We start from the raw sequence: 26,100 nt of genomic DNA, 5'->3' as shown, positions 1-26,100 counted from the left end.
ACAGGCAGCCGCCCGGCACAATTGCAAAAAATTTCAGTCGATTATGCCCCTGCCCGTCGGCGCGAGGATGGCCGCTGCCCCTCAAGCCTGATAAAATCGCGCGCCTTCGCAGACCGGCAACAGCCGGGCACCCCGAAATTCGCGTAAGGCCATCGCCCTCTCGATTTCGATGTTCCCGCTGAACTCGGTCGTTACCCCTGAATCCCCTCCCCTAAAGGCCTGGATCATGAGCAAGCAACCCTCCCTGAGCTACAAGGACGCCGGTGTAGACATCGACGCCGGTGAAGCATTGGTCGAACGCATCAAGAGCGTCGCCAAGCGCACTGCGCGCCCGGAAGTCATGGGCGGCCTGGGCGGTTTCGGCGCCCTCTGCGAGATCCCGGCCGGTTACAAACAGCCGGTGCTGGTTTCCGGTACTGATGGCGTCGGCACCAAGCTGCGCCTGGCGCTGAACCTGAACAAGCACGACAGCATCGGCCAGGACCTGGTCGCCATGTGCGTCAACGATCTGGTGGTGTGCGGCGCAGAACCGCTGTTCTTCCTCGACTACTACGCCACGGGCAAGCTGAACGTCGACGTAGCTGCCACCGTGGTCACCGGTATCGGTGCAGGCTGCGAACTGGCTGGCTGCTCCCTGGTCGGCGGCGAAACCGCTGAAATGCCTGGCATGTACGAAGGCGAAGACTACGATCTGGCCGGCTTCTGCGTCGGCGTCGTGGAAAAAGCCGAAATCATCGACGGCTCGAAAGTCGCCACCGGTGATGCACTGATCGCCCTGCCATCCTCCGGCCCGCACTCCAACGGCTACTCGCTGATCCGCAAGATCATCGAAGTGTCGGGTGCCGACATTGAAACCGTTCAGCTCGACGGCAAGCCACTGACCGAACTGCTGATGGCCCCGACCCGCATCTACGTGAAGCCGCTGCTCAAGCTGATCAAAGACACCGGCGCGGTCAAAGCCATGGCCCACATCACCGGTGGCGGCCTGCTGGACAACATTCCGCGCGTTCTGCCAAAAGGCGCTCAGGCCGTGGTTGACGTGGCCAGCTGGACTCGCCCGGCGGTCTTCGACTGGCTGCAAGAGAAAGGCAACGTCGACGAGACCGAAATGCACCGCGTACTGAACTGCGGCGTGGGCATGGTGATCTGCGTGGCTCAGGAGCACGTTGAAGTGGCCCTGAACACCCTGCGTGACGCCGGCGAACAGCCTTGGGTCATCGGCCAGATCGCTGCCGCTGCCGAAGGCGCTGCCCAGGTTGATCTGCAGAACCTTAAGGCTCATTAATGTCCGCAACCTGTGATGTCGTGGTGCTGTTGTCCGGCACCGGCAGTAACTTGCAGGCTCTGATCGACAGCACGCGGACCGGCGACAGCCCGGTCCGCATCGCTGCGGTGATTTCCAACCGCGCCGACGCCTACGGCCTGCAACGCGCCAGTGACGCGGGTATCGCCACCCGCTCGCTGGATCACAAGGCGTTCGAAGGTCGCGAGGCCTTCGATGCTGCCCTGATCGAACTGATCGACGAATTCAAACCGAAACTCGTGGTACTGGCCGGCTTCATGCGCATTCTCAGCGCTGATTTCGTGCGCCACTACCAGGGTCGCCTGCTCAATATCCACCCGTCCCTGCTGCCCAAATACAAAGGGTTACACACTCATCAGCGCGCGCTCGAGGCCGGCGATGCGGAACACGGCTGCTCCGTGCACTTCGTCACCGAGGAACTCGATGGTGGACCACTGGTCGTACAGGCAGTAATACCGGTAGAGTTGCACGACACGCCGCAGACACTTGCGCAGCGAGTGCATGTCCAGGAACACCTGATCTACCCGATGGCTGTACGCTGGTTTGCCGAAGGCCGACTGGCACTCGGTAAGCAAGGTGCTTTACTGGATGGCCAGTTACTCGCGGCCAGCGGCCACTTGATTCGACACTAGGAGATTTTATGCGTCGCGCCCTGCTCTTCGCTTGCGCTCTGCTCGCCCTGCCTTTCGCGCAGGCGGCAGACCTTCAACCGTTCTCCGCCAGCTACACCGCCGACTGGAAACAGTTGCCCATGAGCGGCACCGCCGAACGCAGCCTGACCAAGGAAGCCAACGGCGTCTGGAAACTCAGCTTCAAGGCGTCGATGATGATCGCCAGCCTGACCGAAGAAAGCACGCTGACCCTGGACAAGGACACCCTGCTGCCACAGTCCTACCACTTCGAACGTGGTGGTCTGGGCAAAGCAAAAAAGGCTGATCTGGACTTCGACTGGAACAGCAAGATGGTCACCGGCACTGACCGGGGCGACGCGGTAAAGATCCCGCTGAACCGTGGCATGGTCGACAAGTCGACCTATCAACTGGCGCTGCAGCACGACGTCGCCTCCGGCAAAAAGACCATGAGCTATCAGGTGGTCGACGACGGTGAAGTCGACACCTATGACTTCCGTGTATTGGGTGCCGAGAAAGTCGACACCAAGGCCGGCAAGATCGATGCAATCAAGGTCGAGCGCGTGCGTGACCCGACACAAAGCAAGCGCATCACTGTGCTGTGGTTCGCCAAGGACTGGGATTACCTGCTGGTCCGCCTGCAACAGGTTGAAACCGACGGCAAGGAGTACAACATCATGCTCCAGGACGGCACGGTCAACGGCAAAACCGTTAAAGGCAGCTGATCTGCCGCTACACCGAAAGCCCCGCAGATGCGGGGCTTTTTTGTGCCTGCGATTCCCAGGCGACACACAAATACTGTGGGAGCGGGCTTGCTCGCGAAGGCGGCCTGCCAGCTAACGAAGATGTATCTGATACAACACCTTCGCGAGCAAGCCCGCTCCCACAGGGGGTGAGTGCAATCGTCAAGGGTCAGCTCAGACCGAAAATCTGGCCACCATATTGTTCAAATCCACCGCCAGCCGCGACAACTCCTGGCTTGCCGCACTGGTCTGATTTGCCCCCGCAGACGTCTGCATCGCCAGATCGCGGATGTTCATCAGGTTGCGGTCCACCTCCCGCGCCACCGCTGCCTGCTCCTCCGAGGCGCTGGCGATCACCAGGTTGCGCTCGTTGATCAAGGTGAATGCCGAGGCAATTTCCTCCAGCGCCAAACCCGCAGCCTTGGCCAGTTCCAGAGTCGAATTGGCGCGGACGCTGCTCTGTTGCATCGAACTGACCGCCGAATCGGTACCCTGCTGGATGCCACCGATCATCTGCTCGATTTCCTGGGTCGATTGTTGGGTGCGATGGGCCAGCGCCCGCACCTCATCGGCCACCACCGCGAAGCCACGCCCGGCATCCCCGGCCCGCGCCGCCTCGATCGCTGCGTTCAATGCCAGCAGATTGGTCTGCTCGGCAATCGAGCGGATCACGTCGAGCACTTTGCTGATGCCGTGAACCTTCTGCGCCAGATCCTCGACCTGCGTGGCATTGGACGTGACGTCGTCAGCCAGGGACTGGATCGAAGTCACCGTCTGGTTGACCTGCTCGCGCCCATGCTGGGCAATCCGGTCAGACTCGCGCGACGCCTCGGAAGTCGCCACGGCGTTGCTCGCCACCTCTTCCACGGCAGCGGTCATCTGATTGACCGCCGTGGCGGCCTGCTCGATCTCCAGGCTTTGCTGGTGCAGCCCGCGCGTGGCGTCCTCGGTGACGCAACTCAGTTCCTCCGAAGCCGACGCCAACTGGCTGGACGATTCGGAAATCTGCCGAATGGTGTCGCGCAGGTTGTGCTGCATGCTTTTCAGCGCCTGCAGCAGCCGCGCCGGTTCGTCTTTGCCGGAGATACTGATATCGCCAGTCAGATCTCCACCAGCCACCACTTCCGCCACGCCGAGTGATTGCGCCAGCGGCAGGACGATGCTGCGGGTCAGCAGCAATGCAAGACCGATGGTGATCAGCGCGGTGATGCCGATCATCACCCCGACCCACACCCGCGAATTGATGAAGACCAGGCGCGCGGCTTCGGTGGCAAGGTTGGCGTTGTGCTTGTTCAGCTCGACCAACTCCTTCAGGGTGGCCGCCATGTCGTCGGCCAACGGGCTCATTTCACCGTTGAGAATCGCCGCCGCCTCCTCCACCCGATTCTGTGCGGACAACTGCATGACCTGCGCCTGAAACTCCAGGTACTTGTGCTCGGCGACCTTGAAGCGGTCGAACAACTTGCGCTCTTCGGGCAGCACGATCAACACGTCATAGCGTTGTTGGGCTTCGCTCAAGACACCGCGCAGATCATTGAGCTTGGCGACATTCTGCGCCAGCGCCTGCGGGTCACGATTGAGCAGCAGGCGCATGGTCAGCGCACGCAGGCGCAACATGTCCTGACTCATCTCGCCGACCGCCATCACGCTCGGCAGCCAGTTGTTGTCGACCTCATCAGACTGGGCGCGCATGTTCGCCATTTGCAGCAGGGCGAACGCCCCCAGGGCAAACACCATCAGCGCCAACACACCAAAACCCAGGCCGGCTCGCGGCGCGATATTGAGACTACGGATGCTCATGACTCTGGTTCCTTCCAAAAGCGCTGCATCAACCCTGCAGCTGGTTGCTTTAGAAGGTATCGGCCCGGCGAAAATTTGCGTAAGACCAAAAGGTGATATCAAAAGGCCTTGATACTTCGAACCCTCGGCATTAACGATTCAGCGCGGTTTCCCGGACTTTGCCGCTGTTCGCGGCAATATCGCCAGGAAGTTATCCCGGGCGACCTTACGCGCAATTTCTTCAGGCAAGGCATCAAGGAACGGCGTGAAGCTGCGCATTTCCTGACCGAGCTTGGTGAAACGGCCTACAACATCCGAGCCGATCATGAACCGATCAGGGTATTTCTCGACCAAGGCCAGCCATTCCGCACGCGGCTTGCCCTGCTCGTCCAGCAGGTACGGTGTGAGCATGCTCCACGACAGATCAATGAACAGATTCGGATAAGCCTCAAGCATCCGACTCACCGTCGGCAGGAGGAATTTCAGTTGCGTCTGGTGCCGATGAATTTCCGCGCTGGTGCCGGCGTGCGCCCAGATGAACCGGGTGTGCGGGTGATTACGCAGGGGTTCTTCGATTTCCTTCAAGTACAGTGGATTTTTCTCACGCTTGGAGGTGATGTTGGAATGCAGCATCACTGGCAGATCGTTTTCGGCAGCCAGGTGATAAATCCGCTTCATCGCCTCGTTATTGGCCCGTGGCGTGTCGCCGGCGGTCAACGCCGTCAAGTCATCATGGCGGGTGAACACTTCACCAATGCCCTGCCACAGCCCCGGATACAGATCGAGCATGCGCTGGATGTGCGCGGCGGAGTTCTTGTCATTGGGGTTGAAGCCCGACAGGAACGGATGAAAGTGCTGACGCTGCTCCGGAGTCAGCTTTTGCACGGCATCGGCAACGATCACATCGGTGGCGCTGTACCAGTAGGCATCGGCATCATCGCCGGCGTAATAGCGCGGACGCTTGGGTTCGTCCTCGTGCCACTTCTTCGCCACGGGAATACCGGAAATCATCACATGGTCGATGGAATTGTCCTGCATGGCCGTGAGCAATTTCGCCATGCCGGCGGTTTCCTGGAAAAAATCCACGTAGTGCAAGTGCGCATCGCTGTAGGTGTAATCGCGGGCGCTGGCGCTACCGGCGAATGCCAGCAGGCAGGCAAGACTCAAACGAAACAAGGACACAAGTAATCTCCGGCAGGTAGGCATAGCCTAGACCCTGAGCCGATCACAAGGGTTCATCCTGCAGGAAAGTGGAACGCGGCTCTGTAGGAATGCTCTATAACTGCAAGGTCCTTTTTTGATCGAACGACTTTTTCCTACTGCCAGTGAGGTTGCCATGACTGTTACCGTCAATACCGTCTCCGCCGAAGGTTTTCGTCACACCGTACAGATCGATGACTACGAATTGTTTGCCGACGTGCCGAAGTCTGCCGGCGGCGAGGGCTCGGCCCCCGAGCCACACGACTACTTCGACGCCGCGCTCGGTGCCTGCAAGGCACTGACCCTGAAGATGTACGCAAAGAAGAAAGACATCCCGCTGACCGGCGTGGGTGTCGAGGTCAAACGCGACAACAGCGAAGAGCAGAAAGGCAAATACGCCCTGCACGTGACGCTTACCCTCAAGGGCGTCCTCAACGATGCCCAGCGTGAAGAGTTACTGCGCGTGGCTGATCGGTGCCCGATCCACAAACTGATGACTACCAGCGACGTCAGCATCGAAACCCACGCCCCACAAGGCTTCGACAGCCAGTAATCACCCTCTTGCCAGCGGCGGGTTATGCTTCTGGCATCACCCGCTCAGCCTGGAATGCACCATGGATACGCAACCACTGATCATCCGCCCGCGCGCCGAAGACGTCGAAGGCCAGCCGATCCTGCGCCCGCTGCCGTCAGCCAAATGCCGCGGCATCGGGCCTTTCGTGTTTTTCGACCACATGCTCGAAACGGTTTATCCGACGGGCAAAGGCATGAACATCCGACAGCATCCGCACATTGGTCTGTCGACCCTGACCTACCTGTTCGAAGGGCAAATCCAGCACAAGGACAGCCTCGGCTCCGATCAGGTGGTCAGTGCTGGCGATGTCAGCTGGATGACCGCGGGCAGTGCGATTGCCCACGTCGAGCGCACGCCCGAGCCGCTGTGGGAGCAAAGCTTCACCATGCACGGCTTGCAGATCTGGCTGGCCTCGCCCAAGGATCACGAGCAAGGTCCGGGACATTACAGCCATCACCCGGCGGCAACCTTGCCGGTCAGCGATAACCTTGGTGTGCAGATCCGGATGATCGCCGGGTCAGGCTTTTGCCTGGAATCGCCGGTGCCGGTGCTTTCTCCTACGCTGTACGCCGAAGTAAAGATGCAGACCGCAACCACTTTGCTGATCCCGACCGAGCACGAAGAACGCGCGATTTATGTGCTGAGTGGCGATGCGCAGTTGAATGGCGAGCCCCTCGAACCCCATGCGCTGGCGGTGTTGCCGGCCGGGGAACAGATGAGCCTGTTTGCCGAGGGTGATGTACACGCGGTGGTGTTTGGCGGCGCGCCGCTGGACGGGCCTCGGCGGATCAACTGGAATTTTGTCGCGAGCGATCCGGCGGCGATCGATGAGGCACGGCACAAGTGGGCGGCCGGGGATTGGCCGACGGTGCCGGGGGAAGTGGAGCGGATTGAATTGCCGCGTTAAGTCTTTACCCTCACCCCAGCCCTCTCCCGGTGGGAGAGGGAGCCGACCGAGGTATCTGGCGTCATACATCGACCTGAAAAATCCTGGCGATTATGGATTCACTAAGGCACTTTCAGGTCGGCGTAATCCTTGAGCATCCCCCGATCAGTCCCCTCTCCCTTTGGGAGAGGGTTAGGGTGAGGGGGCTTTTAGCTTTCCAGGCTTCAGGCTTTGAACACTTCATCCAGCAAATCATGCATCGACTTGAACGCACGCTTGGCGGTCTTCGCGTCGTACATCATCTTGCCCGGCACATTGGCATGCGGATCGGTAAACGAATGCACCGCACCGCCGTAGCTGAGCAACTGCCAATCGACCTTCGCCGCGTTCATTTCATCTTCGAACGCCGGCAATTGCTCCTTCGGCACCAGCGGGTCGGAGGCACCGTGCAGTACCAGCACCGAGCCCTTGATGTTCTTTGCGTCCGCCGGATTCGGCGAGTCCAGCGTACCGTGGAACGACACCGCCGCCTTCACTGGTGCACCGGTGCGCGCCAGGTCCAGTGCACAGCAACCACCGAAGCAGAAACCGAACACCGCCAGTTTTGAGGTATCAACCGCCGCCTCACCCTGCTGCTGCAACTGCTCGAACGCTGCCTGCATGCGCTTACGCAGCAGTGCGCGGTCGTTCTTCAGCGGCATCATCGCCGCGCCGGCCTCGTCAGCGTTCTGCGGACGTACTGCCTGGCCATACACGTCAGCAATCAACACCACGTAGCCCTTGGCCGCGACCGATTTGGCGATTTCTTCCGCCCCGGCGCTGACGCCCATCCAGTTCGGCGCCATCAGCAGGCCCGGGCGCGCGCCCTTGTGCTCGGTGTCGAACGCCAGACGACCTTCATAGGGCTGGCCATCCAGCTGATAGACCACGGAACGTACAGTAACTTGGCTCATTTCTGACTCCTGATTAGTTAAACACCAGAATGAAAAAACCCGCCGAAGCGGGTTTTTCTACAACGTGATCAAGCTGACAGTTCAACCAGCAGCTTGTTCAGACGGGTCACGTAAGCGGCCGGGTCTTTCAAGCTTTCGCCAGCCGCCAGAGCGGCCTGATCGAAGAGGATGTGCGACAGGTCGCCAAAACGCCCTTCGTTCTGCTCGCCGTCGAGTTTCTCGATCAGCGGGTGGCTCGGGTTGAATTCGAAAATCGGCTTCGACTCCGGCACTTTCTGCCCGCTGGCTTCGAGGATCTGGCGCATTTGCAGGCCCAGGTCCTGTTCGCCGATGGCCAGAATGGCTGGCGAGTCGGTCAGACGATGGGAAACCCGAACTTCCGCCACGGAATCGCCCAGCGCGGTTTTCAGGCGCTCGACCAGACCTTCTTTGGACTTGGCGACTTCTTCTGCAGCTTTCTTGTCCTCTTCCGAGTCCAGGTTGCCCAGATCAAGATCACCGCGTGCCACGTCGACAAAGGTCTTGCCGTCGAATTCGCTGAGGTAGCTCATCAGCCACTCGTCGATACGGTCGGTCAGCAGCAGCACTTCGATGCCTTTCTTGCGGAAGACTTCCAGGTGCGGGCTGTTCTTGACCTGCGCGTAGGTTTCGCCGGTGAGGTAGTAGATCTTGTCCTGACCTTCCTTGGCGCGCGCCAGGTAGTCAGCCAGACCGACAACTTGCTCGCCGTCCTCGCCTTGGGTCGATGCGAAACGCAGCAGACCGGCAATTTTCTCTTTGTTGGCGAAATCTTCTGCCGGGCCTTCTTTCATGACCTGACCGAAGTTTTTCCAGAAGCCCTTGTATTGCTCAGGCTCGTTCTTCGCCAGTTTTTCCAGCATGTCCAGCACGCGCTTGGTCAGCGCCGACTTCATCGAGTCGATGATCGGGTCTTTCTGCAGGATTTCCCGCGACACGTTCAGCGACAGGTCGTTGGAATCGACCACACCCTTGATGAAGCGCAGGTACAGCGGCAGGAACGACTCGGCCTGATCCATCACGAACACGCGCTGCACGTACAGCTTCAGGCCTTTCGGCGCTTCACGCTGGTACAGATCGAACGGCGCACGGGCCGGCACGTACAGCAGCGAGCTGTACTCGAGCTTGCCTTCGACCTTGTTGTGGCTCCAGGCCAGCGGGTTTTCGAAGTCGTGAGCGATGTGCTTGTAGAACTCCTGGTATTCCTCGTCCTTCACTTCAGTGCGCGGACGGGTCCACAGGGCGCTGGCGCGGTTGACGGTTTCCCATTCAACGGCAGGCTTCTCTTCGCCTTCAGCGGCAGTGACTTCTTTCGGCAGCTCGATCGGCAGCGCGATGTGGTCGGAGTATTTCTTGATGATGTTGCGCAGACGCCAGCCGTCGGCGAATTCGTCTTCAGCGGATTTCAGGTGCAGGACGATGCGGGTGCCGCGTTCTGGCTTGTCGATGGTGGCGACTTCGAATTCGCCCTCGCCTTTCGACGACCAGTGCACGCCTTCGCTGGCTGGAGTGCCGGCGCGACGGGAATACACATCAACCTGGTCGGCAACGATGAACGCCGAGTAGAAGCCGACACCGAACTGGCCGATCAGGTGAGAATCTTTCTTCTGATCGCCCGAGAGATTCTTCATGAAATCGGCGGTGCCCGACTTGGCGATGGTCCCCAGGTGGGTGATCACATCGTCACGGTTCATGCCGATACCGTTGTCTTCGAGGGTGACGGTCTTGGCGTCCTTGTCGAAGCTCACACGGATTTTCAGTTCAGCGCCACCTTCGAGCAACTCAGGCTTGGCCAGGGCTTCGAAGCGCAGCTTGTCGACAGCGTCAGAGGCGTTCGAGATCAATTCGCGAAGGAAGATTTCCTTGTTGGAATACAGCGAATGGATCATGAGGTGCAGCAGCTGCTTTACCTCGGTCTGGAAGCCCAGGGTTTCCTTTTGAGTTTCCACACTCATGGTCATCAAACTCCAATCAGATGGCAGTGGCCGCGACCTTGAGGGTCGGCGGCGGGTTGTTCACTGAGTTGGGGGCAGCGTTCAGGATTTCAAGGGCTCATCAATTTTGAAATGTGCACGGGCGGTGGCAATCGGTTCGCTCTCGGTGCTTTGCCAGGCCGTGATGGCGACGTTGGCCACGCGCCGGCCCTGGCGACAGACCTGACACTTGGCCCAGGTGTCGCGAAACTGCCCGGCGCGCAGGTAATCCAGAGAGAAGTCGATGATCTTCGGCACCCCGGGCGCCCCGGTGAAGATCAGCAGATGCAACGCGGCCGCCAGCTCCATGAACCCGGCGATCACCCCGCCGTGAATGGCTGGCAATAAAGGGTTACCAATGTTGTCCTTATTCGCCGGCAGCTTGAACAGCAATTCATCACCGACTCGCGAGCATTCGACGCCGATCAGCCCGGCGTAGGGAATCATCCCCAGCAGCGGTGCGTAATCGCCCTGGGCGTGGGCCAGCAGCAATTGTTGCTTCCAGTCATCGCTCATGAGAGCTCTCCTTTGATCGTGCCGCCAAACCCGTGAGTGCCCTTCAGGCCCTTGCCCATGCGCATGAATGTGCCGACGACATGGGCGATCGGTTGCTGCGGATCATCCTGATAGGCAAAGCCGCGGGCGAAGATCACATCGGTGGTGACCCGGTAACACTGGGCAAAGCCATAGACGTCCTTGTTCGGCTCGGCGGCGTGCATGTAGTCGATACGCAGGTCCAGGGTCGGGCAGACTTCGAACTCCGCCAGCACGCACAACGTGGACATGCCGCACGCGGTGTCCATCAGCGAAGTAATGGCACCGCCGTGGATGACCCCGGTCTGTGGATTGCCGACGATTTGCGCGCTGTACGGCAACCTCACCGTCAGCCCTTCGCTGCTGGCGCTGTGTACCGTCAAACCGAGCACCTGACAATGGCGCAGGGCCGAAAGAAATCGTGTCGCGCGCTCAAAAACGGGGTTTTCAGCCATTTGATAATTACTCTCGTTAGAGCCTTGTGCCAGTAGTAGGAAATACCGCAAAAGTTCCACTAAAAAACAAACTTATATATCTGAAGGAAATGAGGAACTTAACCTTTGGCGCTGCGCTCTTAAGGCCAGTAGTTATTTTCCATAAGGAGAAACACCCCATGCGTAAGACTTTAGCTATTGCCTTGATGTTGACCGCTTCCCTCGGTCTCGCTGCCTGCGATAAAAAATCCGAGGACAAAGCTCAAGATGCAAACCAACATGCTGAGCAAGCTCAGCAAGACATGAACAAAGCTCAGGATAAAGTGAACGACGCAGCAAAAGAAAACGCCGAAGCTGCCAAAGCTCAGGCTGAATCGAATCAAGCTGCTCAGGAAGAAGCTGCCAAGAAGCAATAATTGCGACTTGATGCAGTAAAAGAAAACCCGCCAAGTGCGGGTTTTCTTTTGCCTGTGATTTTTTGTCAGTCTTGGCTTAGAGGCTTTCTTAGAGCAATACGGTTCTAAAAGTCGGACTAATCATCAGCAACAAACTGCAGATCAGGCCGACCAGCCACACCAGGCTGCGCAGGGATGGTTTATCCGCCAGGTATAACCACACGTAAAGAATTCGCGCGATCACAAAGATGATCGCCAGCGCATCAATCAACCAGCCTTGGGTTTGCGTGGTGTGCGCCATCAGCACACCCACGGCGAACAGGATGAACGCTTCGATGCAGTTCTGGTGCGCCGCCAGCGCCCGCGCGCCATAGCCAGTGAGTTGCGCCTGCTGTTGGCGCGGTAGATGGTTGTTGTAACCACCCTGCTCTTTCATGGCCTTGCCCACCGGCATGCGCGCGATGTAAATCAACAGTGCACTGATAAACACACACCAGAACGGAATACTCATCAAGCAGCCTCTTTATTGGTTTCGGGCAATGGTGCCTCTGTAGGGGTATAGACCATCACATCCAGCACGTCGGAATGAAACTCGCGGCGGTACAACACGATGACCACCCCGGCACTCATCAACATGAACAGCCACGGGCTGACAAACCACGCCAGCATGCTCATGCCGAAGTAATAAGAGCGCAGACCGAAGTTGAACTGGTTCGCCGCCATCGAAATCACCCGCGCCGCCCGCAGTGCGAACGCCTTGCGCTCCTGCTCCGAGACCTGACGCTCACCGATCATCGGCGCGGAACCGACCAGCACCGCAGCAAAGTTGTACTGACGCATGCACCAACTGAAGGTGAAGAACGCATAGACGAACACCAGCGCCAGACACAGCAACTTGATCTCCGACATGCCCTGCGACGCCTGCTGCACCATCGGGATATCCGCCAGCAGCGACACGGCGCGTTCGGACGCACCGAGCACGGTGAGAATGCCGGCGAGGATGATCAGAGTGCTGGAGGCGAAGAACGAGGCGTTACGCTCCAGATTACCGATCACGCTGGCGTCGGCAATACGGTTGTCACGCAGCAGCATGCGGCGCATCCAGTCTTCGCGATACAGGTGCAGCACGCTGGCGAGGCACGCGGTGTCGCGGGCCTTCCACGACGCATAACGGGTGTAGCCGCCCCAGCAAATGACAAACCAGAGCGCGACCAGCAGGTGGATCAGATTGGCTTGGATGAACGACATTCGTTTTCCTGTGAAGTGTGGATGCATTACCTGTAGGAGTGAGCCTGCTCGCGATTCGCTGGCACACCCGGCATTGATCCGACAGGTACGACGCCAACGCGAGCAGGCTCACTCCTACATAAAATCTGTGCAGTGCTTCGACGTTAGCTCGCGGAAAAAGACACTGCCAGACGCCCATAAAAAATGCCCCGTATCGATTGATACGGGGCATTTCTGTTTAAGCGCTGAAGACCCGTTTGTGGCGGGTCAGACAACGTCAGGCAACGGCTTCGCTGCGCTTGCCCAGCAGGCGATCACAGACCACGGCGACCACCAGGGTCATCACGCATGGCACCAGCCACGCCAGACCCTGCTCGCTCAGCGGCAGGTGCGACAGCTGCGACGGCATCCAGTCGGCCAGACCGGCGCCCTTGAGCGCGTCGATGGTGCCGAACAGGAACGACACCAGCATGACCGGGCCGAGGATCCGCCCGTGTTCATGCCAGAAGTCCTTGCAGAAGCTCAGAGCCACCAGAACGATGCACGGCGGGTAGATCGCGGTCAGCACCGGGATCGAGAACGCGATCAGCTTGGTCAGGCCCAGGTTGGACACCAGCAGCGAGAACGCGGCGAGGATGATCACCAGGGTCTTGTAGGACAGCGGCAGCACGCGGCTGAAGTATTCAGCGCAGGCGCAGGTCAGACCGACCGCGGTCACCAGGCACGCCAGCGAGATCAGCACCGCGAGGAAACCGCTGCCCAGCGAACCGAAGGTGTGTTGCACGTAAGCATGCAGCACCGCCGCGCCGTTAGTGGCACCGACCGCGACTTCGTGGCTGCCGGAGCCGAGGCGGAACAGGCTGATGTACACCAGCGCCAGACCGACACCGGCGATGAGGCCGGCAATGATCGCGTAACGGGTGATCAGCGCAGGCGACTCGACGCCACGGGAGCGGATCGCGTTGACGATGACGATACCGAACACCAGCGCGCCGAGGGTATCCATGGTCAGGTAACCATTGATGAAGCCTTGGGAGAACGGTGCCGCGACGTATTCAGGTGTGGCCTGACCGATATCACCGGCCGGCAAGGCGAACGCGGCGATGCCGAGTACCGCCAGGGCGATGATCTTCAATGGCGCGAGAAAACGCCCCACGGTATCGAGCAGACGGCCCGGATACAGCGAGATGAAGAACACCAGCAGGAAGTACACCGAGCTGTAGAGGAACAGCGCCAGCGGGCTTTCGCCGGTCAGCGGCGCCAGACCCACTTCGAACGACACGGTCGCGGTCCGCGGGGTGGCGAACAGCGGGCCGACCGCCAGGTAGCATGCCGCGGCGAGCACACCACCGGCGATCTTGCCGATCGGGCTGCTCAGCGCATCCATCGCGCCACCGACCTTGGCCAGGGCGACGACGGTGACCACCGGCAGACCGACGGCCGTGATCAGGAAGCCCAGCGCCGCCATCCAGACATTAGGTCCGGACTGCAGGCCGACGATAGGCGGGAAAATGATGTTGCCGGCCCCGACGAACAGGGCAAATGTCATAAAGCCCAGTGCCAGGATGTCCTGACCTTTCAAAACTTTCATTAAGGAAATACCACACTACTGAATCGGAATTTAGAGGGGGATTTCCCTGTGGGGTTAGGGAAATGCTGTCAGTCCGTATAAGACTGACCCGTTTAGCGCGTTGCATGCCTTGTGGGCGGCAGACGCAAAAATGGCTGCTAGCCTAACGAATTTGTCTGACAAACGCACTGTTTGAGGGCGAACTATCCGATACACGACGTGTCTGTGTCGCGTTTACGCATCTATTTTTCCTACATGGAACTCTGTAGGTAGAGCACGAACCCTGTAGTGAGGGGATTTATCCCCGATGGGCCGAAGCAGCCCTGATTGAGAACTTGTAGCGCTTTTCGATTGGCTGGATACATCGGGTTTGGAGCCGCTTCGCAGCCCATCGGGGATAAATCCCCTCGCCACAGAAGCCCTCCTATCCCTTTAATGCCAGAAACAACAAAGGCCACCCGAAGGTGGCCTTTGTCTGGTGAAGCGTCAGTCAAGCACGAGGCTTACTTGACAGCCCAACCGGTCAGCTCGGCCAGGGCCTTGCCGATGTCTGCCAGCGAACGCACGGTTTTTACGCCTGCGTCTTGCAGCGCAGCGAATTTCTCGTCTGCAGTGCCTTTGCCGCCAGAGATGATTGCGCCAGCATGGCCCATGCGCTTGCCCGGAGGAGCAGTCACACCAGCGATGTAGGAAACAACCGGCTTGGTCACGTGTGCCTTGATGTAGGCAGCCGCTTCTTCTTCAGCCGAACCGCCGATCTCGCCGATCATCACGATCGCTTCGGTCTTCGGGTCTTCCTGGAACAGCTTCAGGATGTCGATGAAGTTCGAACCCGGGATCGGGTCACCACCGATGCCGACGCAAGTCGACTGACCGAAACCGGCGTCAGTGGTCTGCTTCACAGCTTCGTAGGTCAGGGTGCCGGAACGCGAAACGATACCGACCTTGCCTGGCAAGTGAATGTGACCTGGCATGATGCCGATCTTGCATTCGCCTGGGGTGATCACGCCTGGGCAGTTAGGGCCGATCAGGGTAACACCCAGCTCGTCGCACTTAACTTTAGCGTCCAGCATGTCCAGGGTAGGAATGCCTTCAGTGATGCAGACGATCAGCTTGATGCCGCCGAACGCTGCTTCCAGGATCGAGTCCTTGCAGAAAGGAGCCGGAACGTAGATCACGCTGGCGGTAGCGCCAGTGGCAGCTACTGCGTCTTTAACGGTGTTGAACACTGGCAGACCCAGGTGCTCGGTGCCGCCTTTGCCCGGAGTTACGCCACCAACCATCTTGGTGCCGTATTCGATGGCTTGCTGGGTGTGGAAACTACCTTGCGAACCGGTAATACCCTGGCAGATAACTTTGGTGTCTTTATTGATCAGGACGCTCATTATTTGCCCTCCGCAGCTTTGACAACTTGTTGAGCAGCGTCGGTCAGGCTGGTAGCAGCGATGATGTTCAAACCGCTTTCTGCCAGTACTTTAGCGCCCAGCTCAGCGTTGTTGCCTTCAAGGCGAACAACAACCGGGATTTTCACGCCGACTTCTTTCACGGCGCCGATGATGCCTTCGGCAATCATGTCGCAGCGAACGATGCCGCCGAAGATGTTAACCAGTACTGCAGCGACGTTGGTGTCGGACAGAATGATTTTGAATGCTTCGGTAACGCGTTCTTTGGTAGCACCACCACCTACGTCGAGGAAGTTGGCTGGCTTGCCGCCGTGCAGGTTGACGATGTCCATGGTACCCATGGCCAGGCCGGCACCGTTGACCATGCAGCCGATGTTGCCTTCCAGGGCTACGTAGTTCAGTTCGAACTTGGCAGCGTGCGCTTCGCGCGGATCGTCTTGCGACGGATCGTGGAAAGTCTTCAGCTTAGGCTGACGGTACATGGCGTTGGCGTCGATGTTGATCTTGGCGTCCAGGCAGTGCAGATCGCCGTCAGCCTTGATCACCAGCGGGTTCACTTCCAGCAGGGCCAGATCGTGATCCTGGAACAGTTTGGCCAGACCAACGAAGATCTTGGCGAACTGGGCAACTTGCTTGCCTTCCAGACCCAGTTGGAACGCCAGCTCGCGACCCTGGAATGGCTGAGCGCCAACCAGTGGATCGATAGTGGCTTTCAGAATTTTTTCTGGAGTGTCGTGAGCGATTTTCTCGATGTCCACGCCACCTTCGGTGGAAGCCATGAACACGATGCGACGGCTCGAACGGTCAACGACAGCGCCCAGGTACAGCTCTTTAGCGATATCAGTGCACGATTCAACCAGGATCTTGGTGACTGGCTGACCATTGGCGTCAGTCTGGTAAGTCACCAGACGCTTGCCCAGCCACTGCTGTGCGAAGGCCTTGGCGTCTTCTTTGTTGCGAACCAGCTTGACGCCGCCCGCTTTACCGCGACCACCGGCGTGGACCTGGGCTTTGACAACCCACTCGCTGCCGCCGATTTTGTCGCAAGCTTCTGCTGCTGCTTCCGGGGTGTCTACTGCGTAACCAGTGGAAACTGGCAGGCCGTATTCAGCGAACAGCTGCTTACCCTGATACTCGTGAAGATTCATGCTTTTTACCGTCTTCGTTAGGTACTGCGCATTCGGCGCTGCGCTCTTGATGAGTGCCGCGCCACCTGTGACTGCTGCTTGCGTAGCCTTTCCGGATACCCGGTGCAGCTACGCAAGACTGCGTCCAGCGGACATTCCGCGGTGAGACTTGCTCGCAAGGCTCACGACGGGCCGTTACCGCCGTGGTTTCTTATTGTGTCTTAACGCTTCTTGCGGTTGGCAATGTGGATGGCGCCGCCATTCACAGCCAGAGCAGCTTCGTGCAAGGCTTCAGACAGGGTCGGATGGGAGAAAACCATCATGCCCAGGTCTTCAGCGCTGGTGCCGAATTCCATACCGATCGCGCCCTGCTGAACCAGTTCTGCAGCGCTCGGGCCAATCACGTGCACGCCCAATACGCGGTCAGTCTTGGCATCAGCGATGACCTTGACGAAACCACCGGTATCGTTGGCGGCCATGGCACGGCCGGAAGCGGCGAACGGGAAGGTGCCGACGTTAACTTCAACGCCTTCGGCTTTCAAGGCCTGCTCGGTTTTGCCAACCCACGCGATTTCCGGGTGAGTATAAATAACCGAAGGGATCAGGTCATAGTTCATCTGGGCTTTGTGGCCCTTGATGCGCTCGACAACCATGATGCCCTCTTCCGAGGCCTTGTGCGCCAGCATCATGCCGCGAACCACGTCACCGATGGCGTAAACGCCCGGTACGGTGGTGGCGCAATGATCGTCAACGTGCACGAAACCGCGCTCGTCCAGGGTCACGCCGCTGTCGGCAGCCAGCAGATCAGTGGTCACCGGACGGCGACCAACGGCTACGATCAGCTTGTCGAAAGTGATGGACTGTTCGCCGTTGGCATCGGTGTAGTTAACCACGACTTCGTCGCCGTTCACTTTCGAACCGGTTACGCGAGCGCCCAGTTTGATGTCCAGACCTTGCTTGGTCAGGGTTTTCAGCGCTTCCTTGGAAACAGCGGTGTCCGCTGCCATCAGGAAGGTGTCCAGTGCTTCGAGGACAACCACTTCGGAACCCAGACGCGACCACACCGAACCCAGTTCCAGACCGATCACGCCAGCGCCGATCACGCCCAGACGCTTAGGTACGGATTGGAATTCCAGAGCGCCAGTCGAATCGACGATGACTTTCTGATCGACCGGAGCCGGCGGAATGTCGATCGGACGCGAACCTGGAGCCAGGATGACGTTTTCGGCTTCGATGACTTCAACCGAACCGTCCGGCTTGGTGACTTCGACTTTCTTGCCAGCCAGCAGCTTGCCGTGGCCCTGGATCGAGGTAACGCCGTTGGCCTTGAACAGGGTGGCAACGCCGCCAGTCAGGTTCTTGACGATGCCAGCCTTACGGCCAACCATCGCAGCGACGTCCATTTTGACTTCGCCGGTCGAGATACCGTGAACGTTGAAGCTCTCTTTGGCTTCCTTGTACTTCCAGGAGCTGTCCAGCAGCGCCTTGGACGGAATGCAGCCGACGTTCAGGCAAGTACCGCCGAGGGCCTGTTTGCCTTCAGCGTCGGTGTACTTCTCGATGCAGGCAGTGGTGAGACCCAGCTGCGCGGCCTTGATGGCAGCTACATAGCCGCCAGGGCCGGCACCGATCACTACTACGTCAAATTTCTGCGACATTCAAAAAATCCTCTTTAGCGAAAAGCTTCAAGCCGCGCGCTGCGGGCCGTACCGCCGTTGCCGACGGTACGCCACCCGCAGCGCATGGCTGCTTCTATCAGATATCCAGCAACAGACGAGCCGGATCTTCCAGCAGGTTCTTGATGGTCACCAGGAAGGTTACAGCTTCTTTGCCATCGATCAGACGGTGATCGTAGGACAGTGCCAGGTACATCATCGGACGGATCACGACCTGACCGTTGATGGCCATAGGACGCTGGATGATGTTGTGCATGCCCAGAATCGCTGCCTGCGGCGGGTTGACGATCGGGGTCGACATCATCGAACCGAAGGTACCACCGTTGGTGATGGTGAAGGTACCGCCGGTCATCTCTTCCATCGACAGTTTGCCGTCACGGGCTTTCTTGCCGAAAGTGGCGATGCCGCCTTCGATTTCAGCCAGGCTCATCAGCTCGGCGTTACGCAGAACCGGAACGACCAGACCACGGTCGCTGGAAACGGCAACACCGATGTCGGCGTAGCCGTGGTAAACGATGTCTGCACCGTCGATCGAAGCGTTGACCGCCGGGAAGCGTTTCAGCGCTTCGGTGGCAGCCTTGACGAAGAACGACATGAAGCCCAGGCGTACGCCGTTGTGGGACTTCTCGAACAGGTCCTTGTACTTCGAACGCAGCGCCATGACTTCGGTCATGTCGACTTCGTTGAAAGTGGTCAGCATTGCCATGTTCGACTGGGCTTCAACCAGACGCTCGGCAACCTTGGCACGCAGACGGGTCATCGGTACGCGCTTCTCAACGCGATCACCGGCAGCGAATACCGGAGCAGCGGCAGCCGGAGCAGCAGCCTTGGCAGGTGCGGCAGCCGGAGCGGCTTTCTTCGCGGCAACAGCAGCCACCACGTCTTCCTTGGTCACACGACCACCTTTGCCGGTACCGGCAACGGAAGCGATGTTGATGCCGTTCTCTTCAGCCAGCTTGCGCGCAGCCGGAGCAGCAACAGGATCGTCTTCGCCTTCGGCAGCAGCCGGGGCAGCGGCAGCAGCGGCCGGAGCAGCAGCGGCGGCTGGAGCAGCGGCAGCAGCGCCGCCCGCTTCGATGGAGCCCAGGACTTCGTCGGACAGAACGGTGTCGCCTTCGTTTTTGACGATTGCGCCCAGCACGCCGTCGGCGGTAGCCAGCACTTCCAGTACGACCTTGTCGGTTTCGATGTCGACGATCAGGTCGTCACGCTTGACGGCGTCGCCCGGTTTTTTGTGCCAGGTGGCAACGGTGCCATCGGCAACCGATTCCGGGAAAGTGGGGGCTTTGATCTCGATAGCCATTATCTGTGGTTCCTTAAATTCGGTTTCAGGTGCGCGAAGGCGTTAAACGGTAAACGCGTCTTGCAGCAGTTTTTCCTGCTGCTCGGCGTGCATCGATGCGTAACCACATGCTGGGGCAGCAGAAGCCTCGCGGCCCGCGTACTCGAGTACGAGAGACTTGTCGAGGTTACCGATGCTGCGACGCAGGTGATGCTGGCTGCAGTACCAGGCGCCCTGGTTCATCGGCTCTTCCTGACACCAGACGGCATGCTTGACGTTGGTGTAAGGCGCCAGGACTTCTTTCAAGTCGTCCTCAGGGAATGGATACAGCTGCTCGATACGCACGATGGCGATATCGTCACGGCCTTCGGCACGACGTTTTTCCAGCAGGTCGTAGTAGACCTTGCCGCTACACAGAACAACGCGCTCGACCTTTTTCGGGTCCAGGGCATCGATTTCCGGGATCACGGTCTGGAACGAACCTTCAGCCAGATCTTCCAGGGTCGAGACGGCCAGCTTGTGGCGCAGCAGCGACTTCGGCGTCAGCACTACCAGAGGTTTGCGCAGCGGACGAATCACCTGACGACGCAGCAAGTGGTAGATCTGGGCCGGGGTGGTCGGCATGCACACCTGAATGTTGTGCTCGGCGCACAGCTGCAGGTAACGCTCAAGACGAGCCGAGCTGTGCTCAGGACCCTGACCTTCGTAGCCGTGCGGCAACAGCATGGTCAGACCGCAGAGACGGCCCCACTTGTGCTCGCCGCTGGTGATGAACTGGTCGATAACAACCTGTGCACCGTTGGCGAAGTCGCCGAACTGGGCTTCCCAGATCACCAGCGCGTTTGGCGTGGTGGTCGAGTAACCATATTCGAAGGCCAATACCGCTTCTTCCGAGAGGAACGAGTCGTACAGGTCAAAGCGTGGCTGACCGTCGTACAGGTTCTGCAGCGGAATGTAGGTGCCCGCGTCTTTCTGGTTGTGCAGTACAGCGTGACGGTGCGAGAACGTACCGCGGCCGATGTCCTGACCGGTCATGCGGATCGGGTGACCTTCGAACGCCAGGGTCGCGTACGCCATGGTTTCGGCGTAACCCCAGTTGATCGGCAGGCCGCCGGCTTGCATCTTCTGACGGTCTTCGTAGATCTTCGCGACCTGACGCTGAACCACGAAGCCTTCCGGAATTTCCAGCAGCTTGGCGGACAGTTCCTGCAGGGTCTTCAGATCGAAACGGGTGTCGTGACGCGCAGTCCAGGCGTGGCCCAGATACGGACGCCAGTCCACGAACAGCTCTTTGTTCGGCTCTTTGACCAGCGATTTCACTACGTGCAGACCGTTGTCCAGCGCATTGCGGTACTCGTCGACCTTGGCCTGAACACGTTCAGCGTCCAGTACACCGGCCTGAGTCAGACGATCAGCGTACAGCTCACGAGTGGTGCGCTGCTTGGTGATCTGCTGATACATCAGCGGCTGGGTGCCGCTTGGCTCGTCGGCCTCGTTGTGGCCGCGACGACGGTAGCAGACCAGGTCGATCACCACGTCACGCTTGAACTGCATGCGGTAATCGATGGCCAACTGGGTCACGAACAGCACGGCTTCCGGATCATCACCATTCACATGGAGGATCGGCGCCTGGATCATCTTCGCAACGTCGGTGGCGTACTCGGTGGAACGCGAGTCCAGCGGGTTGCTGATGGTGAAACCGACCTGGTTGTTGATCACGATGTGCACGGTACCGCCGGTCTTGAAACCGCGGGTCTGCGACATCTGGAAGGTTTCCATGACCACGCCCTGACCTGCGAATGCAGCGTCACCGTGGATGGAGATCGGCAGCACCTTCTCACCGGTCGGGTCGTTACGACGATCCTGACGGGCGCGAACCGAACCTTCTACCACCGGGGAAACGATTTCCAGGTGGGACGGGTTGAACGCCATGGCCAGGTGAACTTCACCGCCGGTGGTCATCACGTTGGACGAGAAGCCCTGGTGGTATTTGACGTCACCGGAACCCAGCTCGACCTTCTTCTTGCCTTCGAACTCGTCGAACAGCTCGCGCGGGTTCTTGCCGAAGGTGTTGACCAGCACGTTCAGACGGCCACGGTGGGCCATGCCGATGACGACTTCCTTGGTGCCGTAGGAACCGGAACGCTGGATCAGCTCGTCGAGCATCGGAATCAGGCTTTCGCCGCCTTCCAGACCGAAACGCTTGGTGCCCGGGTATTTGGTGCCCAGGTATTTTTCCAGGCCTTCACCGGCAGTCACGCGCTCGAGCAGGTGGCTCTTGATGTCGGCGGAGTACGTCGGACGACCACGCACGCTTTCCAGACGCTGCTGGAACCACTGGCGCTGCTCGGAATCGGTGATGTGCGTAAATTCAGCGCCGATGGTGCGGCAATATGTCTGCTGCAACGCTTCGTGAATTTCGCGTAGGCTCGCTTCCTCTTTGCCGATGAACAGGTCGCCGGCACGGAAGGTCGTATCAAGATCGGCATTGGTCAAGCCGTAATGATTGATCGACAGGTCTGCAGGTGCAGGACGCTGCCACAGCCCCAGCGGGTCAAGCTGGGCTGCCTGGTGGCCACGCATACGGTAGGCCTGGATCAATCGCAGCACTTCAACTTGCTTCTTCTCGTGCTCACTGCTCACGCTCCCGGCGGAAACCGGTTGGGCGCGGCGCTGGTTCTTTGCCAGCAGCACGAAATGATCGCGAATTGTGGAGTGCGAAACATCAGTGGCAGAGCTGCCGTCGGCAGGCAGCTTCTGAAAGTAGGTGCGCCACTCTTCTGGCACAGCGTTAGGGTCGTGCAGGTAGAGCTCATAAAGCTCTTCCACATAGGCAGCGTTTCCACCTGAAAGGTAGGCGCTGTTCCACATGCGCTGCATCACGCTTTCTTGCATGCTTGGTCACCCTCGGTTAGGGGAACACCATCGGCGTCAATACCGAGCAAACTTGCAGAAGTCCGAATGCAGCGACCAAAACAAGCCACTTAGGATCACGCTGATAGTCCGGGTACCAGCCCGGATGCCCCTGCTTGTCTCATTTCTTCAAAATAAGAGCTGCAGCTTGTGGCTACTGCTCTGGTTATAGCCATGACGCGGGTTGAAGCCCGCGCCACAGCCTCTTCGTTACAGCGGTTCTACGGTTACAGCAGCTGAATCACACGCCGCTCGAAAGCAACATGTTACGGATGTGACCGATGGCCTTAGTCGGGTTCAGGCCTTTCGGACATACGTTGACGCAGTTCATGATGCCCCGGCAGCGGAAGACGCTGAACGGATCATCGAGCGAAGCCAGACGCTCGGAAGTCTTGGTGTCACGGCTGTCTGCCAGGAAGCGATACGCTTGCAGCAGGGCAGCCGGGCCCAGGAACTTGTCCGGGTTCCACCAGAAGGACGGGCACGAGGTCGAGCAGCAGGCGCACAGGATGCACTCGTACAGACCGTCGAGCTTTTCACGCTCTTCTGGGGACTGCAGACGCTCGATGGCCGGAGCCGGCGTGTCGTTCTGCAGGTAAGGCTTAACCTTCTCGTATTGCTTGTAGAAGATGCTCATATCGACAACCAGGTCACGGATAACCGGCAAACCTGGCAGCGGACGAACGATCAACTTGTTGCCTTTTACGACAGCGGACAGCGGCGTGATGCACGCCAGGCCGTTCTTGCCGTTGATGTTCATGCCGTCGGAGCCGCAGACGCCTTCACGGCAAGAGCGACGATAGGAGAAACCCTCGTCCTGCTCTTTGATCAGGGCCAGCACGTCCAGCACCATCAGGTCTTTACCACCGGTATCGACCTGGAATTCCTGCATGAACGGCGCAGCGTCCTGATCAGGGTTGTAGCGATAAACACTGACTTGCAACATGGCGATCACCCTTAATAAGTCCGGACTTTAGGTTCGAAAGTCGGAACAGTCTTCGGCGAGAAGTTTACGGCACGCTTGGCGACGCGTTTCTCACCCGGGAAGTACAGGGTGTGGCACAGCCAGTTTTCGTCGTCACGGTCTTCGAAGTCTTCACGGGCGTGAGCGCCGCGGGACTCTTTACGTACTTCGGCCGCGATGGCGGTAGCTTCAGCCACTTCCAGCAGGTTTTGCAGTTCCAGAGCTTCGATACGCGCGGTGTTGAACGCTTGCGACTTGTCGTTGATCTTCACGTTGGCGATGCGCTTGCGCAGATCGGCCAGCTGAGCGATACCCTTCTGCATGTATTCGCCAGTGCGGAATACACCGAAGTAGTTCTGCATGCAGCTTTGCAGCTCGCGACGCAGGGTAGCCACGTCTTCGCCATCGGTACGGCCGTTCAGCGCATTCAAACGCGACAGGGCAGCTTCGATGTCGGCTTCGGTAGCGTCGTCGTATTCGATGCCGTCGGTCAGCGCCTTTTCCAGGTGCAGGCCGGCAGCGCGGCCGAATACCACCAGGTCGAGCAGCGAGTTGCCGCCCAGACGGTTGGCACCGTGTACCGATACGCAAGCCACTTCACCTACGGCGAACAGACCAGGAATGATCTGATCCACGCCTTCGGCGTTCTGGGTGATCGCCTGACCATGAATGTTGGTGGCAACGCCGCCCATCATGTAGTGGCAGGTCGGAACAACCGGAACCGGAGCAACCACCGGGTCAACGTGTGCGAAAGTCTTCGACAGTTCGCAGATACCTGGCAGACGGCTGTGCAGCACTTCCTCGCCCAAGTGGTCGAGTTTGAGCATTACGTGGTCGCCATTCGGACCGCAACCGTTGCCGGCGATGATTTCTTTAACCATCGAGCGGGCAACCACGTCACGACCAGCGAGGTCTTTCGCGTTCGGAGCATAACGCTCCATGAAACGCTCGCCGTGCTTGTTGATCAGGTAACCACCTTCACCACGGCAACCTTCGGTCACCAGTACACCGGCGCCGGCGATGCCGGTCGGGTGGAACTGCCACATTTCGATGTCTTGTACCGGCACGCCAGCACGCAGCGCCATGCCAACGCCGTCACCGGTGTTGATCAGGGCGTTGGTGGTGGAGGCGTAGATACGGCCAGCACCGCCAGTAGCCAGTACGGTGGCCTTGGCGCGAATGTACGAAGTTTCGCCGGTTTCGATGCAGATCGCGATCACACCGACAAACTCGCCTTCCTGGTTTTTCACCAGGTCGACCGCGTAGTACTCGTTCAGGAACGTGGTACCGGCTTTCAGGTTGCCCTGATAAAGGGTGTGCAGCAGTGCGTGACCGGTACGGTCGGACGCTGCGCAAGTACGGGCAGCCTGGCCGCCCTTACCGTAGTCCTTGGACTGACCACCGAACGGACGCTGGTAGATACGGCCTTGCTCGGTACGCGAGAACGGCAGACCCATGTGGTCCAGCTCGAAAACGGCAGCCGGGCCTTCCTGACACATGTATTCGATAGCGTCCTGGTCACCGATGTAGTCGGAACCCTTGACGGTATCGTACATGTGCCAGCGCCAGTCATCGTTCGGGTCAGCGGACGCGATCGCGCAGGTGATGCCGCCCTGGGCGGATACAGTGTGCGAACGGGTCGGGAAAACCTTGGTGATCACCGCAGTCTTGTGACCGCCCTGCGCCAGCTGCAGCGCAGCGCGCATGCCGGCACCGCCACCACCAATAATGATGGCGTCGAAAGAAATCGTTGGAATGTTAGCCATGACTCAGATACCCCAGAGAATCTGCACACCCCAGACGAAGTAAGCGAACATCGCAACGCCGCATACTGCCTGGAAAAGGAAACGTATAGCCGTCGCGGACTTGCCGAACGCCATTGGCGTCAGGTAGTCAGTCGCGATGGTCCACATGCCGACCCAGGCGTGAGCGCCGAGAGCAACAAGGGCCAGGAGGCTGAAAATACGCATCCCGTTGTGGGCGAACAGTTCATGCCACTGGGCGTACTCGAGGCCTGGGTGGGCCACGACGTATCCGATCAGAAAAATGAAGTAAGCCGCGAGAACGACCGCCGACACACGTTGCGCCATCCAGTCATAGAGGCCCGAACGCGAGAGGTTCGTGACGTTAGTTACCATATCCAGACTCCTGCCAGAACGATTACCACCACGGAAACGGCGATAACGATTTTCGAGCCCAGCTTGCCGCCTTCCAGCGTCTCACCGATGCCCATGTCCATGATCAAATGGCGCACACCGGCAACCAGGTGATACAGCAGAGCGGACAGGATGCCCCAAATCACTAGCTTGGCTAGCGGACTGGTCAGACACGCTTTCACCTGACCGAAGCCTTCCTCGGAGCTCAGCGACTTGTCCAATGCGTAAAGCATGATGGCAAGGCACACGAAGAGGATGACACCGGAGATACGGTGAAGAATGGACGTGTAAGCAGTGACTGGGAGTTTGATGGTCCTTAGGTCTAGGTTTACAGGTCGTTGGCTTTTCACGGCTTTTTTTT

The 26,100-nt window shown here is 59.0% G+C and carries 24 protein-coding genes; 6 read left to right on the top strand and 18 right to left on the bottom strand.

The window, feature by feature from the left end; translation table 11 throughout:
• Positions 1-226: 226 nt before the first annotated feature.
• The 3 genes from purM to KCG87_RS26005 are packed head-to-tail and all read left to right on the top strand — an operon-like array spanning position 227 to position 2,657.
• On the top strand, positions 227-1,285 hold the full coding sequence (gene purM, locus KCG87_RS26015; RefSeq protein ID WP_027614051.1) for a phosphoribosylformylglycinamidine cyclo-ligase: 1,059 nt from the start codon (positions 227-229) through the stop codon (positions 1,283-1,285).
• A complete protein-coding gene (purN, locus tag KCG87_RS26010; protein WP_027614050.1) occupies positions 1,285-1,935 on the top strand; it encodes a phosphoribosylglycinamide formyltransferase in 651 nt (216 codons plus the stop codon). Before purM ends, purN begins: the two co-directional genes overlap by 1 nt.
• Positions 1,936-1,943: 8 nt before the next feature.
• Positions 1,944-2,657 (top strand): DUF3108 domain-containing protein, encoded by a 714-nt coding sequence (locus tag KCG87_RS26005; RefSeq protein WP_027614049.1) that lies wholly within the window; start codon positions 1,944-1,946, stop codon positions 2,655-2,657.
• A 192-nt stretch (positions 2,658-2,849) separates the two neighbouring features.
• Here KCG87_RS26005 and KCG87_RS26000 read toward each other — a convergent pair whose 3' ends face one another.
• On the bottom strand, positions 2,850-4,475 hold the full coding sequence (locus KCG87_RS26000; RefSeq protein WP_115990388.1) for a methyl-accepting chemotaxis protein: 1,626 nt from the start codon (positions 4,473-4,475) through the stop codon (positions 2,850-2,852).
• Between the two features lie 138 nt (positions 4,476-4,613).
• On the bottom strand, positions 4,614-5,636 hold the full coding sequence (locus tag KCG87_RS25995) for an amidohydrolase family protein (RefSeq protein ID WP_183782001.1): 1,023 nt from the start codon (positions 5,634-5,636) through the stop codon (positions 4,614-4,616).
• A 154-nt stretch (positions 5,637-5,790) separates the two neighbouring features.
• Here KCG87_RS25995 and KCG87_RS25990 point away from each other — a divergent pair, with 154 nt between their 5' ends.
• Complete coding sequence (locus KCG87_RS25990) at positions 5,791-6,207, top strand: OsmC family protein (protein ID WP_134785779.1); 417 nt, start codon at positions 5,791-5,793, stop codon at positions 6,205-6,207.
• A 61-nt stretch (positions 6,208-6,268) separates the two neighbouring features.
• A complete protein-coding gene (locus KCG87_RS25985) occupies positions 6,269-7,135 on the top strand; it encodes a pirin family protein (RefSeq protein ID WP_210559139.1) in 867 nt (288 codons plus the stop codon).
• Between the two features lie 203 nt (positions 7,136-7,338).
• Here KCG87_RS25985 and KCG87_RS25980 read toward each other — a convergent pair whose 3' ends face one another.
• The 4 genes from KCG87_RS25980 to KCG87_RS25965 form a co-directional block, all read right to left on the bottom strand.
• A complete protein-coding gene (locus KCG87_RS25980) occupies positions 7,339-8,067 on the bottom strand; it encodes a dienelactone hydrolase family protein (RefSeq protein WP_134785778.1) in 729 nt (242 codons plus the stop codon).
• 68 nt (positions 8,068-8,135) lie between these two features.
• Positions 8,136-10,040, bottom strand: coding sequence for a molecular chaperone HtpG (htpG, locus tag KCG87_RS25975; RefSeq protein WP_167734103.1), 1,905 nt, complete (start codon positions 10,038-10,040; stop codon positions 8,136-8,138).
• A gap of 81 nt (positions 10,041-10,121) precedes the next feature.
• On the bottom strand, positions 10,122-10,574 hold the full coding sequence (locus KCG87_RS25970; protein WP_064586638.1) for a PaaI family thioesterase: 453 nt from the start codon (positions 10,572-10,574) through the stop codon (positions 10,122-10,124).
• The gene (locus KCG87_RS25965) at positions 10,571-11,047 is read right to left on the bottom strand and encodes a PaaI family thioesterase (RefSeq protein WP_098967875.1); all 477 of its coding nucleotides are present in this window, start codon (positions 11,045-11,047) and stop codon (positions 10,571-10,573) included. Before KCG87_RS25965 ends, KCG87_RS25970 begins: the two co-directional genes overlap by 4 nt.
• Before the next feature lie 158 nt (positions 11,048-11,205).
• Here KCG87_RS25965 and KCG87_RS25960 point away from each other — a divergent pair, with 158 nt between their 5' ends.
• Entirely contained in the window at positions 11,206-11,442 is a 237-nt protein-coding gene (locus KCG87_RS25960; RefSeq protein ID WP_007962865.1) for a hypothetical protein, read from the top strand.
• An 88-nt stretch (positions 11,443-11,530) separates the two neighbouring features.
• On the opposite strand, the gene KCG87_RS25955 is transcribed toward KCG87_RS25960, so the two are convergent.
• The 12 genes from KCG87_RS25955 to sdhC all read right to left on the bottom strand — a co-directional run bounded on the left by KCG87_RS25955 (position 11,531) and on the right by sdhC (position 26,089).
• Entirely contained in the window at positions 11,531-11,932 is a 402-nt protein-coding gene (locus KCG87_RS25955; protein ID WP_007962864.1) for an MAPEG family protein, read from the bottom strand.
• Positions 11,932-12,669 (bottom strand): DUF599 family protein, encoded by a 738-nt coding sequence (locus KCG87_RS25950; RefSeq protein ID WP_210559140.1) that lies wholly within the window; start codon positions 12,667-12,669, stop codon positions 11,932-11,934. The genes KCG87_RS25955 and KCG87_RS25950 overlap by 1 nt, the downstream gene beginning before the upstream one ends.
• A 256-nt stretch (positions 12,670-12,925) precedes the next feature.
• Positions 12,926-14,239 (bottom strand): branched-chain amino acid transport system II carrier protein, encoded by a 1,314-nt coding sequence (gene brnQ / locus KCG87_RS25945; RefSeq protein WP_027614038.1) that lies wholly within the window; start codon positions 14,237-14,239, stop codon positions 12,926-12,928.
• Positions 14,240-14,721: 482 nt separating this feature from the next.
• Positions 14,722-15,603, bottom strand: a complete 882-nt coding sequence (gene sucD / locus KCG87_RS25940) for a succinate--CoA ligase subunit alpha (protein ID WP_003223019.1) — start codon at positions 15,601-15,603, stop codon at positions 14,722-14,724.
• Entirely contained in the window at positions 15,603-16,769 is a 1,167-nt protein-coding gene (gene sucC / locus KCG87_RS25935; RefSeq protein WP_003223015.1) for an ADP-forming succinate--CoA ligase subunit beta, read from the bottom strand. The genes sucD and sucC overlap by 1 nt, the downstream gene beginning before the upstream one ends.
• A 200-nt stretch (positions 16,770-16,969) precedes the next feature.
• Entirely contained in the window at positions 16,970-18,406 is a 1,437-nt protein-coding gene (gene lpdA, locus KCG87_RS25930) for a dihydrolipoyl dehydrogenase (RefSeq protein ID WP_007962860.1), read from the bottom strand.
• Positions 18,407-18,503: 97 nt separating this feature from the next.
• Entirely contained in the window at positions 18,504-19,727 is a 1,224-nt protein-coding gene (gene odhB / locus KCG87_RS25925; RefSeq protein ID WP_003223011.1) for a 2-oxoglutarate dehydrogenase complex dihydrolipoyllysine-residue succinyltransferase, read from the bottom strand.
• A gap of 42 nt (positions 19,728-19,769) precedes the next feature.
• Positions 19,770-22,601: a 2-oxoglutarate dehydrogenase E1 component gene (locus tag KCG87_RS25920; RefSeq protein ID WP_027614036.1), complete on the bottom strand. Its 2,832-nt coding sequence runs from the start codon at positions 22,599-22,601 to the stop codon at positions 19,770-19,772.
• Positions 22,602-22,860: 259 nt separating this feature from the next.
• Positions 22,861-23,565, bottom strand: a complete 705-nt coding sequence (locus KCG87_RS25915) for a succinate dehydrogenase iron-sulfur subunit (RefSeq protein ID WP_003223007.1) — start codon at positions 23,563-23,565, stop codon at positions 22,861-22,863.
• An 11-nt stretch (positions 23,566-23,576) separates the two neighbouring features.
• Entirely contained in the window at positions 23,577-25,349 is a 1,773-nt protein-coding gene (gene sdhA / locus KCG87_RS25910) for a succinate dehydrogenase flavoprotein subunit (RefSeq protein WP_007962857.1), read from the bottom strand.
• Between the two features lie 3 nt (positions 25,350-25,352).
• Positions 25,353-25,721, bottom strand: a complete 369-nt coding sequence (gene sdhD / locus KCG87_RS25905) for a succinate dehydrogenase, hydrophobic membrane anchor protein (RefSeq protein WP_003222999.1) — start codon at positions 25,719-25,721, stop codon at positions 25,353-25,355.
• Positions 25,715-26,089: a succinate dehydrogenase, cytochrome b556 subunit gene (sdhC, locus tag KCG87_RS25900; RefSeq protein WP_016773673.1), complete on the bottom strand. Its 375-nt coding sequence runs from the start codon at positions 26,087-26,089 to the stop codon at positions 25,715-25,717. Before sdhC ends, sdhD begins: the two co-directional genes overlap by 7 nt.
• Positions 26,090-26,100 lie beyond the last annotated feature (11 nt).

It is taken from the genome of Pseudomonas sp. MWU347 (assembly GCF_017947305.1).
Lineage (GTDB): Bacteria > Pseudomonadota > Gammaproteobacteria > Pseudomonadales > Pseudomonadaceae > Aquipseudomonas > Aquipseudomonas putida_A.
Note: the sequence above shows the minus strand (reverse complement) of the source record. Positions and strands in the feature narration are given on the sequence as shown.